Annotated in this window: 10 protein-coding genes and 2 pseudogenes; 8 read left to right on the forward strand and 4 right to left on the reverse strand. The window is 66.0% G+C overall.

Going from position 1 to position 10786, the window contains the following annotated elements; genetic code table 11:
• Window positions 1-110: 110 nt before the first annotated feature.
• Window positions 111-764 (reverse strand): annotated as a pseudogene (locus tag A6R01_RS16160) (transposase); the annotation flags it as partial.
• Window positions 765-882: 118 nt separating this feature from the next.
• Between A6R01_RS16160 and A6R01_RS16165 the strand changes: the two are divergent.
• From A6R01_RS16165 to A6R01_RS16190, 6 genes and pseudogenes are all read left to right on the forward strand, one after another.
• Window positions 883-1907, forward strand: a pseudogene (locus tag A6R01_RS16165) (IS3 family transposase); the annotation flags it as partial.
• A 75-nt stretch (window positions 1908-1982) separates the two neighbouring features.
• Window positions 1983-2195 carry a hypothetical protein gene (locus tag A6R01_RS16170; RefSeq protein WP_292608022.1) on the forward strand — a complete coding sequence of 71 codons (213 nt, stop codon included), beginning with the start codon at window positions 1983-1985 and terminating at the stop codon, window positions 2193-2195.
• 2 nt (window positions 2196-2197) lie between these two features.
• Complete coding sequence (locus A6R01_RS16175) at window positions 2198-3280, forward strand: hypothetical protein (protein WP_292608025.1); 1083 nt, start codon at window positions 2198-2200, stop codon at window positions 3278-3280.
• 113 nt (window positions 3281-3393) lie between these two features.
• Window positions 3394-4980 (forward strand): deaminase, encoded by a 1587-nt coding sequence (locus A6R01_RS16180; protein WP_292608028.1) that lies wholly within the window; start codon window positions 3394-3396, stop codon window positions 4978-4980.
• A gap of 472 nt (window positions 4981-5452) precedes the next feature.
• A complete protein-coding gene (locus A6R01_RS16185) occupies window positions 5453-6388 on the forward strand; it encodes a hypothetical protein (RefSeq protein WP_292608031.1) in 936 nt (311 codons plus the stop codon).
• 134 nt (window positions 6389-6522) lie between these two features.
• Window positions 6523-7446: an aminoglycoside phosphotransferase family protein gene (locus A6R01_RS16190; RefSeq protein WP_292608033.1), complete on the forward strand. Its 924-nt coding sequence runs from the start codon at window positions 6523-6525 to the stop codon at window positions 7444-7446.
• Window positions 7447-7472: 26 nt separating this feature from the next.
• On the opposite strand, the gene A6R01_RS16195 is transcribed toward A6R01_RS16190, so the two are convergent.
• From A6R01_RS16195 to A6R01_RS16205, 3 genes are all read right to left on the reverse strand, one after another.
• On the reverse strand, window positions 7473-7943 hold the full coding sequence (locus tag A6R01_RS16195; RefSeq protein ID WP_292608036.1) for a hypothetical protein: 471 nt from the start codon (window positions 7941-7943) through the stop codon (window positions 7473-7475).
• Between the two features lie 62 nt (window positions 7944-8005).
• Window positions 8006-8803 (reverse strand): inositol monophosphatase family protein, encoded by a 798-nt coding sequence (locus A6R01_RS16200; RefSeq protein WP_292608039.1) that lies wholly within the window; start codon window positions 8801-8803, stop codon window positions 8006-8008.
• Window positions 8800-8934: a hypothetical protein gene (locus A6R01_RS16205; RefSeq protein ID WP_292608042.1), complete on the reverse strand. Its 135-nt coding sequence runs from the start codon at window positions 8932-8934 to the stop codon at window positions 8800-8802. The genes A6R01_RS16200 and A6R01_RS16205 overlap by 4 nt, the downstream gene beginning before the upstream one ends.
• Before the next feature lie 125 nt (window positions 8935-9059).
• Here A6R01_RS16205 and A6R01_RS16210 point away from each other — a divergent pair, with 125 nt between their 5' ends.
• Together A6R01_RS16210 and A6R01_RS16215 are read left to right on the forward strand one after the other, a co-directional pair.
• Window positions 9060-9581: a pyridoxamine 5'-phosphate oxidase family protein gene (locus A6R01_RS16210; protein WP_292608045.1), complete on the forward strand. Its 522-nt coding sequence runs from the start codon at window positions 9060-9062 to the stop codon at window positions 9579-9581.
• 107 nt (window positions 9582-9688) lie between these two features.
• Complete coding sequence (locus tag A6R01_RS16215; protein ID WP_292608048.1) at window positions 9689-10711, forward strand: MerR family transcriptional regulator; 1023 nt, start codon at window positions 9689-9691, stop codon at window positions 10709-10711.
• Window positions 10712-10786 lie beyond the last annotated feature (75 nt).

The raw sequence follows: 10786 nt of genomic DNA on the forward strand, positions 1-10786 counted from the left end.
AGAGCCGGCACCGGCCGGCAGCTCACCCACGCCCACACTGCGAACCTCGTCGCGATCCACCAGAATCACCGATGACGAATCCTCACCGGTGGATCAGGGTTGAGCGAAAGCAGGAAGGCACGCCAGAAGACCTCGTCCTCGCTGTCACCGACGTCCAGGCCCAGGATCTCCCGCTCGCCAGTCGCGGTGACGCCGGTGGCCACGACCACTGCCATCGACACCACCTGGCCGCCCTTGCCGGGGGCGTTGCGCACGTGCAGGTAGGTGGCGTCGAGGTAGACGTAGGGGAACTCGACGTGGTCCAGAGTGCGGGTCCGGAACGCGCCGACCTGCTCATCAAGGCCAGCGCAGATCCGGGACACCTCGGACTTCGACACGCCCGTGCCGCCCATCGCCTCGACCAGGTCATCGACGCTGCGGGTCGAGATGCCGTGGACGTAGGCCTCCATCACCACCGCATAGAGCGCCTGGTCGATGCGGCGGCGGGGCTCGAGGATGATCGGGAAGAACGACCCCTTGCGCAGCTTGGGGATCCGCAGCTCGACGTCGCCGGCCTTCGTGGTCAACTGGCGCGGCCGGTGACCGTTGCGCTCGCCGCTGCGGTCCTCGGTGCGCTCATAGGGTGCCGCCCCGATCACCTGGATGGCTTCGAGCTCGATCAGCTCCTGGAGCGCGACGCGAACCGAATCGCGGATCAGATCCACGCCATCACCGGCACGGAACGCCTCGAGCAGCTCGGACAGGGCAGACTGGGGCAAGGCCATCGGTGGTTCTCCTTCAGTGCGTGACTTGGTCGTTTAACACCGAAGATCCCGCCGATGGCCGCCTACTTCACGACCCCACGCCGGTCCTCAAACCCCACCACTCCAGGGGACTCTCCTGACACCGGAGCAGAAGATCGCCCGACTTGAGACCGAGAACGCAGCGTTGCGGGCGGAAACGGCGAAGCTGACCACCGAGCGGGAGATCCTCCAGCGGGCGGCCAAGTATTTCGCCGGGGAGACGCGCTGGTGAGTCGCTTCCAGTTCGTCGCCGACAACTCCGCCACCTACCCGGTGAAGCGACTGTGCGAGCTCGTGGAGATCGAGCGCTCCTCCTACTACGCCTGGCTCAAGGCCGCCCCGGCCCGCCAGAAGCGTGCCCGCGCTGATGCCGCGCTGGCGACGAGGATCAGGGCCGTTCATGCCGAGGACAACACCTGTGGTGCGCCGCGGATCACCGCCGAGCTCAACGACAACACCCCTGCTGGTGCGCGCGTGAATCACAAGCGCGTGGCCCGGGTGATGCGGGCCGAGGGCATCCGCGGCTACGTGAAGAGGCGCCGGGTGCGGACCACAATCCCCGAACCGTCGGGCCAGAAGTACCCGGATCTGCTCAAGCGGGACTTCACCGCCGACGCCCCGAACCGGCGCTACGTCGGAGACATCACCTACCTGCCGCTGGCCGACGGGACGAACCTGTACCTGGCCACCGTCATCGACTGCTACTCACGCCGGCTCGCCGGGTGGGCGATCGCCGACCACATGCGCACCGAACTCGTCGAGGACGCGCTCATGGCTGCCGCCGCGACCCGGGGCAGCCTCAAGGGCGCGATCTTCCATAGCGACCACGGGTCGGTCTACTGCTCCAAGGCCTACGCCAAGCTCTGCCGCAAGCTCGGCGTCACCCAGTCCATGGGTGCAGTCGGCTCCTCGGCCGACAACGCGCTCGCGGAGTCCTTCAACGCCACGATGAAGCGCGAGACCCTCCAAGACGCCGCCTGCTGGACCGACGAAGTCACCTGCCGTCGGCAGGTCTTCCGATGGCTCGTCCGCTACAACACGCGGCGACGCCACTCCTGGTGTCGCTACGCCCCGCCGGCCGCGTTCGAGACCGGCTACACCGCTACGCTGCCGACCGCTGCGTAATCACCCACCGTGTCCAAGATCCGGGGGTAAGGCCCGCTGCTGGAGATTTACGGTCAGCGCGTCGATGCCCTCAATGTGCAGATCAGCACCGACAGCGCACTCGGCCGTCAATACTGCGTCGGCCACTCCTACTTCACGCCTGCCGTCGAGCTCGACGCCACCGGTCTGGACACCAAGCAGTGGTGGGAACGCGTCGTCGACACCGATGTGCGCCCACTGCTCGAGGAGTACTGGTTCGACCGGCCTGACCTGGCCGACCAGGCCTGCACGAAGCTCCTCGGCGCCTGACCATGCAGATCCCGATCCGCAACCTCTGGCTGTTGCAGTTCTTCGCCTCCGAACTGTTCCGCACCGACGGCCATGGACCGGTAACAGCCGAGGACGCACCGGAGGAGTTGCCCAGCCTGGTCGCGCGGATCCTGGCCGACGAGGTCGCCCAGCGCCTGCACCGCGGACTCTCTGTCGGGTTCCGTGCCGTCGCCCGCAACGAACGACGAGTTCGCGGGCGCATCAACCAACTCACAACGGAGCGGCATCAGCTGCTCAGCCGCGGCCAGATCAACTGCACCTTCGACGAGATCGTCACCGACATTCCCTCCAACCGGCTTGTCCGAACAGCGCTCGAACGAGCCTCCGTCCTCGTACCCAGCGAACCGCGGTACCGCTCGCTTGCTCGACAGCTGGAGACGGCCGGTGTGCGGGGGCCGTGTCCTCGGCTGGCGGAGGTGCCGCACATGCGCCAACAACGCCTGCTCCAGCGCGACTGGAGGATGCTCGCAGCGGCTGAGCTCCTCCTGACCTTCGCCATCCCAACCACAGAGGCAGGAGACCGACACCTGCCGCTCCCGGCTGACGACGACCACTACCTGCGCAAGCTCTTCGAGCACGCCGCCTACGGGATCTACCGTCACCACCTCGCGCTGAAGGGTTGGACGGTGAAGCATGGCCCCACCCAGCAGTGGGACATCTCCGACGCATCTGCGGGCATGGCGGCTGTGCTGCCGAGCATGCAGCTCGACATCGTCCTCGAACACCCGAACCCCGACGGGTGCGGTCCCCGGCGGATCGTCATCGACACCAAGTTCACGTCCGTCACGAAGGCCGGCCACTACCGCGCCGCGACGCTGAGCAGCGGGTACGTCTACCAGATCTACGCCTACCTGATGTCCCAGGCGGAGTTCGAAGGCGATCACCCGTCAGAGGGGCTGATGCTGCACCCGGTGGTCGAAGGCCACTTCGACGAGGAGGTCGTCGTCCAGGGCCGCCGCATCCGGTTCGCCACCGTCGACCTGACGGCTACGGGTTCGAAGATCGCCGCCGACTTCCTCGCCGCGGTGTCCTCTTTGCCAGCATCGGTCGAGGCTTCAGCCTGAGTCTTGGTAGGGGACGGTGGCATGTCTGTGGAGAAGGGACGGTAGGTGTCGTTCCAGAGTTCTATGCTCCTTCGTGGGACGCGGACGGGCTGGCACGAGGACAGGGATATCCAGTGGATGAGACCGAAGGACCGGCGGATGACTCGCGTGAAGGGTTGGCGCCGACGAGTCCTGCAGTCCCGGGCAGCGACGAGCGACGCGAGCTGTTCGTTCTTCTTGTCTCCGCTATCGGAACCCCCGTCAACGAGGTCCAGACCGATCTCGAGGCAGCATTCCGGGCAGTTGGGTACTCGCCGCGCTTCGTCCGGATTAGCCAACTTCTCGACGCAACATCGGCGGACGAGCGGCCCGAGGAGACGTGCCCGACAGAGTGGCTCATGGACCTCGGAGACCGGCTGCGTGAACAGTCGGGCACGCAAGGTGCCGCAGCGATGCTGGCGGTTCTGAAGATCCGCGCCGACCGCGCAGAGGCCAACTCCGGTGAGGAGGGCGAGGACGTCGACCGAGCTGGCGTCGTCACGATCATCCGATCAGCCAAGCGAGCTGAAGAAGTCGACTTCCTGCGGAACATCTACGGATCCAGATTGCTGGTCATCGGTGTCTCCCAGGCCGAGGAGAAGCGGCGTGAAACGCTCGCTGCCCGGCTGGGTCGCGAGCGGGATGAGTCGTCAGGAATCTCGAATGCTGCGCTGGCGGACAAACTGCTACGGCGCGATGAGGAGGACCCGGACAACGACTGGGGTCAGAGTCTTCAGAAGGCTTTCGGGCGCGCGGACGCCTTCCTCTGGATTCGATCGGGCCATGCGACCCGCGACCAGGTGAACCGCCTTGTCGAACTCTGGTTCCAGCAGCCCTTCACGTCGCCTACCCGCGACGAACTGGCGATGTACCACGCGAGTGCGGCGCAGTACCGATCGGCGGCCGCGGGTAGGCAGGTCGGCGTCGCCATCATCGATGAGGACGGCGAAGTGCTGGTCACTGGAACCAACGAGGTGCCCAAGCCTGGCGGCGGGCAGTACTGGCCCGATGACTCGCCGGACTACCGAGACTTCAAGCTCAATTACGAGACCAACGACATCGGCAAGCGAGACGTGATCCAAGACGTGCTGCGCCGGCTCAAGGCCAGCGGCTGGTTGTCAACCGAGCCAGCAAGGATGGATGACGTCGCCCTTGTGGATGCGGCCATCGCTAGGACGGGACCGCTCGAAGATTCGCGGGTCACGGACCTGATCGAGTTCGGACGCATCGTCCACGCCGAGATGGCCGCCATCTGTACGGCTGCTCGCCGCGGAACCGCGCTTCGCGGCTCGACGCTCTACACGACCACCTATCCGTGTCATGAGTGCGCTCGCTTGATCATCGCGGCCGGGATCATCCGAGTCGTCTACATCGCGCCCTACACGAAATCCCAGGTCAAGATGCTGTTCAGCGACCTCGTCAGCCACACGCCCAGCGGCGGCAGTGGCGGTCGTGCGGTTGAGATCCTCCCGTTCGAGGGCGTTGCACCAGAGATGTTCCCGACGGTGTTCCGGATGGGGCGCCGAGATCGTCTACCGGACGGGACGTTCGAGTCGTGGACCCCTAGCCCCCCGACGTCGCGGAAGCAGGCGATCGTGCCGACGCTCGGAGACGAAGGTGCCGCAGTTGCCGAGTTCGCCCAGACCTCGTTCGGTCAGGCGTGGCTGGGTCAGGGCGAGTAGGTGACGTGATAGACCTACGGCTAGGAGTGTCGGACCCCTACGCTTCACTTCTACCGCGGGTCGAACCGAACACGGAGCTCTTCAGAGCTTCTGGGAACTGTGACTCATCCCGAGGGACGGAAAGACACTATGAGTAACGATCGGTCAGCGATCAACGCAGCGTTGCGCCATCAGCTTCGTAAGGCGTCGGAGCAGAGTCAGAAGCAGCCGGCGTGGACCAAGCGCCAAATGCCGGCGATCACCGCAAGCCTCGCGAAGGCGAACACCAAACCGAAGCACGCGTAGCCCGCCCGCTGCAGCTTGGGCTGCGGCGCAGCGGCCAATTTGTCAAGGTCCACCTCGGGCCGACGGGCAGCATCTCATCCGCCAGCGGACATCCGGGCCTCTTTTGCCGGCGGCGCCTGACCAAGCGACCTGCTTCTCCGCGCGATTCCGTGTGCGGCCATGGTCCTGACGAGCGCATACTCGGGACGTGGAGCCCTGGGACCCCGAAGCCGAGATGGAGTTGAGCGCTGCCATCGGTGAAGGAGGGTACGGGCTCTTCGGATACGACGACGTTTGCACATGCGGGAACTGCGGGAACCCGGTCGTCCTCAGCCACCACACGTGTCCGACTGGGACGCTCTACGGGCGGGGCAGGATGTTCATCCGCAGCGGCCAAGAGGCGGACGTCATGATGTATTTCGCCGATGGCCCGTTTGTAGCTGAGCGATTCATCCTTCGCTACCGGGGCGGAGTATGGGTCGATCTGTTTGCGCGTTGCCTGGTCATCGATGAAGGTCACTTCACCTTCTGGGTGGACTTTGATCTCGTACCGGAGCGCGCCGAACTGGCAGCCTCGTTCGGTGAAGGGGACCTGGATGCATTAGACCTTGCCCGCTGGCTCGACGGACCATTTCGGCGACTGGCTCCCACCCTGGATCAGACTGAGAGGGCAAACCTCATTGAGAGCGTGGCGACGGCCCTTGGGGTTGACATCAATCTGAATGCCGATGACGACGACGACGAATGGGATCCTGATGATGATTGGGAACCAGAGGAGCCTTGGGACGACGACGCCCGCGTTCGAGGCATCGTTAAGTTCTTCGATCCAGAGCAGAGGTTCGGCTTCCGTGGAGCGAATCGACACCTCCACCGTTGCAGACCCCTGGGCTGGGGGAGTGACCTCGGTTGGCTGGGATGGAGACGAGCCGCCCTTCTAGTTCACGTGCAAGCTCCGCAGGTTGGCTTGGCCACGACCCTCATTCCGCGATGCACGTACTTCGACGAGCTGCGCGCCGGAAGCCAGCTTCGTCAAAGTAGCCCGCGCGGTGTCCGTCAATCTTCACCGCATCTCGACACCCTTGTTGTCGAGATGCAGCGAACATTTCCAAACGCGCGCATCTACTTTTCAGCACTGGATTGCTAGAGATTCCGCATGCCGCGGAAACCCCGGGAGGCGGGACCGAGGGACCCATCTGGTCGCGGGCTGCTGTCGGCAAGAAGCCGGCGCCGCGGTAAAGCCGGTGGCGTCGTGGGCGCCGACCAACCAGCATCGACCGAGTGCCCGGACTCCATCACGACGAGCTTGCTGTCGACGTTCACTTGGTCCGCCGGCTGATCGACCGGTCGCTGCCCCAGTACGCCGACCTGAGACTCCAATCCCTTGCGTCGTCGGGTTCCTCGAACGCACTGTTCAGGCTGGGGGACTCCCTTCTCGTCAGGCTGCCGCGCCAGCCCGGCGGTTCGACCACCATCGAGAAGGAAGCTCGCTGGATGCCCGTGGTCGCTCAGGGCGTGACGATGGGAGTCCCTGAGATGATTGCGGTCGGCGAACCTGGGTTCGGCTATCCAGAGAAGTGGGCCGTGACCACGTGGCTGAAGGGCCAGGTCCCGACGGTGCCCTGGGGTGTCGATGGCGGCAGTTCGCGCCGCGTCGCCCAGGACCTGGCGACGTTCCTGACCGAGTTGCGTCAGGTTGGGATCCCGGCGTCTGTGAACAACGAGCCTGCCCTGGTCTGGTACCGCGGCGGCCACTTGGCGGACATGGACGGCGAGTTCCGGCAGCGGGTCGTCGAGTGCCGACAGCTAGGCGATCTTGGTCTCGACCTCGACCGCGCACTCAAAGTCTGGGACGACGCCTTGGCTGCCGAGCAGGCCACCGATCCGCTCACGACCTGGTACCACGGTGACCTGCTCGCGGAGAACTTGCTGATTCGCTACGGCGAACTTGCCGCCGTGCTCGACTTCGGAGGGCTCGGGGTAGGCGATCCGTCGGTGGACCTCATCGTCGCCTGGGAGGTGCTCGACTCGCAGGAGCGGCAGATCTTCAGATCTGCGACAGGCGTGGACGACGCGGCCTGGGCGAAGGGCATGGGATGGGCGCTGCTGATCGGGGTGATCACCTTCCCCTACTACTGGCACACAATGCCGGCCCGCTGCGCCGCCCGGCATTCGATGGTTGCCGCGGTGCTCGCAGATGCCTGAGGCGAGAGTTGCGGCTGACGCCGCCCCTAGCTCGAACGCGCGAGCCGAGCGCCAGTCCAGTCTTCGTCGTTGCTCACGTCGCGTACGACATCAAGCCACTCAGGCACGAAGTCTGACGGCGACTCGCGGTCGTCGATCTCGGCGACGAGCGTCCCGTCCTCGTGCTCGTCGATCGCCACGACTAATCCATCCCTATGGATTAGGTGGCGCTTCTTGCGGAGTAGCCGAGCGGGCAACGCCAGAAGCGCGGTCCACTCCGCGTCGTTCAGATAGAAGTTCGTGCAGGCCACCTCGGCCGGGCCTTCAGTGAGGCGCACCTTGTGTCCGAGCTTGCGGATCACGGTCCCGTCGTTCTCGCGGACCTCGCGCAAGCGCAGCCGCGTGCCCGTGACGTACCGATCGAGGATCTCGCTGCTGCTGGTGACGCCTTCGGGGAGCGTCGCCAAGAGGTAGCGACGCTCCCTCTCGACAACCGCGTACTTCAGCGAAACGGACACGCAACGAGATTAGAGCCTCGAAGCATGGACCGAGCCGCCTCTATGGCTTGCGGGACAGCCCGCTACCGAGGGCCGGGGCGTTCGAGGTGGGGCGCCACCAGGCCCACCAGCTTGTCGTGAGTGTCTGCGTCGGCAGCCGCGATCAGGCCTCGTCCACCCTCCAGTTGGCCGCCGCGTAGATCGGTGACGACGCATCCGGCAGCACGGCACAGTGCGATTCCGGCGGCGAAGTGGACGTTGCCGACGAAGTTGCCGTCGCTGAGGTACCCGGCACGACGGCCTGCCGCTACCCAGGCCAGGGCGAGGGTCGTCGACATGACGCGGGGCCCGAAAGCTGCACGGAACGCTGGGTCGGCGATAAGCTGTGGGCCGAGGAACGGTCGGTCGAGCGGGCCGTCGCAGTTGATGTCGACCAGCCTCGACTCAGAGGTCGGTTGTAGCAGGGCGTCGCCGCCGCTCATCCTGACGGCCGCATGCTGTCCGTCTGTCCAGAACAGTTCTTCGCCGATCGGGTCAGCTGAGACCGCGACTAACGTCCGCGCATCGCGCAGGAGTGCGACGTTCACGGCGACCAGGGGTGTCTGCGCGGCGAAGTTGAGTGTGCCGCACAACGGGTCGACGAGCCACCGTCGCGATGTGGTCGAACTGCCGCTTCGGCCAGACTCCTCGGCCTCGACAGCGTCTTCGGGTCTGGCGGTGGTGATGACGTCGAGGATCGCGCGCTCTGCGTCGATGTCGGCGTTGGTGGCGAAGTCTGTGGCCGCCTTCGCGTGTCTGATCAGTGCTGCGCCGTAGGCGCTGCGCACCACGGCGATCCCGGCCTCGGTGGCGGAGATGGCTACCTCGACGTCATTGGTCACGGGCTGACCATCGCGGGCACCTCGGAGGTGGAGCGCAGATTCGCCCCGAAGACCAGAGCGGGGCCGCCGTGGGCGTGGACCTCGCGTTCAAGAGCCAGTCCGATCTTGGTCGCCACCCGCTGTGAGGCCATGTTGGAGGGTCTGATGATTGCGACTAGGTACTCGACGCCAGCTCGGGAAGCATGCTCGAACTGTAGTTGCGGCCCTGTCTTCGTCGCCTGAGGCGAGGCGGGGCGACGTGATGAGACAATCGGCTATGCCGCTGACCAACCCCTGGCTCGCTGGGCCAGCGCCCGCTGCCGAGCTCCCGCGTGAGGCTCTTGAGGAACGCATCCTCAACCTGTTGTCCACCCAGAACATGGCCGTCATCGCAACCGTCAACACCGACGGCTCCCCGGCGGCAACCCCAGTTCGCTACTACAGCCTCGGGCTCGAGATCTTCTACACAAGCTGGAACGACTCGGTGAAGTCACGCAACCTCCGAAGGGATCCGCGTGTCTCGGCAGGGATCTTCGCCCCCCTCGTCGGCCAGGCGAGCAGCCGCGGCGCCCAGCTTTTCGGGACGGCCCGCACGCTGGAGCGCGAGGATCCCGCCAGCGACGGTTACTGGGAGGCGTTTCGATGGCAGTCCGACCACGCTGAGCGCGGCCGATCGGTCAGCGAGCCGCCCAGCGATCCGCTGACCGTGATCACACCTCACCGGATCTTGTACACCGAGCACTGGCTGCGGCGCACCGGCTACGCACCCCGCCAGACCTGGCGACCGGCCTCCCCCTGATTCACAGAGCGCCTCCGCTCGCGCTGGGCCGAGTGGTGTTGACCTTCCCCCAGCGGCAAGGCCCAGCCTCGACCTCACCGGTGACCGACACCGGGAGGATGGTGACCATGACCGCGACCGACGGGCTCATGACGATCGGCGACTTCGCCCGCGATTCGGGCCTGACGCCCAAGGCCTTGAGGCTCTACGACGACCTGGGGCTGGTTCGCCCTGCCGACGTGGATGTCTATTCCGGCTATCGCCGGTACGACCCCGCGCAGCTCGACCGCGCCCGGATGGTCGCACTACTGCGGCTGCTCGGCATGCCCTTGGCCCGGATCAAGAACGTCCTCGACCTCTCACCGGCGCAGGCCGCGCAGGAAGCAGAGGCGTACTGGGCCCAGGTCGAGGCCGACACGGGCGCACGCCGGGACTTGGTCGCCACCCTCGTCCAGCAACTCAGGAACGAGGTACCTACCGTGACCACCACGACTCCGACCCTGCACGCCGAGTACGGCTCAAGCCACCGCCAGGGGAATCGCCAGACGCAGCAGGACGCACTGCTCGTCATGCCCGGGCTTCTTGCCGTAGCGGACGGCTTCGGGGACAGCGACGAGCTGGCCCGGGCCGCGCTCTCGGCATTCGCCAAGGCCGGCCTGGCCGGCGCGATCGCCGAGATCGCCCCCGAGGTCAGCGCGGCGCTGCCCAACCAACCGACATCCGGCACCACGCTCACCGCGGTCACGATCACCGGATCGACAGCACAGATCACGCACATCGGCGACGCCCGCGTGTGGCTCGTCCGTCACGGCGAGCTGCGCCAGCTGACCCACGACCACACGATCGTGGCCGCCCTGATCGAGACCGGACAGCTGACGAATGAGGAGGCGCGCGCCCACGCGCATCGCAACCTTCTCAACCGCGCACTCACCCCGGGTGTCGTCGCGGACGAGGCCACGCTCGATCTCCGTCCCGGCGACCGTCTCGTGCTGACCACCGACGGCGTCCACTCCCACGTCGATGACCTCGGCCCCCTCCTGACGCTGGATGCGAGTCCGCAAGACGTGGCCGATGCTGCTGCCGCCGCAGTCGCTGACGCCGGCGAACCAGACAACCACACGATTATCGGCTCTTCGCAGATGAGGGTGTAGCGGACGACGCGGCTGGGGTCGGCGCGTCGGTACCGGGATAGAGGTCGAGGTCTTCCGAAGATGGCGGTTCCTACG

Origin of the sequence: Nocardioides sp. REDSEA-S30_B4, assembly GCF_001627265.1 — a bacterium.
GTDB lineage: Bacteria > Actinomycetota > Actinomycetes > Propionibacteriales > Nocardioidaceae > Nocardioides.

Coding starts and splice junctions, on each gene's coding strand:
- A6R01_RS16175 (WP_292608025.1), top strand. CDS start 2,198: ATGCAGATCCCGATCCGCAACCTCTGGCTGTTGCAGTTCTTCGCCTCC.
- A6R01_RS16205 (WP_292608042.1), bottom strand. CDS start 8,934: ATGGCCTCACAGCGGGTGGCGACCAAGATCGGACTGGCTCTTGAACGC.
- A6R01_RS16210 (WP_292608045.1), top strand. CDS start 9,060: ATGCCGCTGACCAACCCCTGGCTCGCTGGGCCAGCGCCCGCTGCCGAG.
- A6R01_RS16215 (WP_292608048.1), top strand. CDS start 9,689: ATGACCGCGACCGACGGGCTCATGACGATCGGCGACTTCGCCCGCGAT.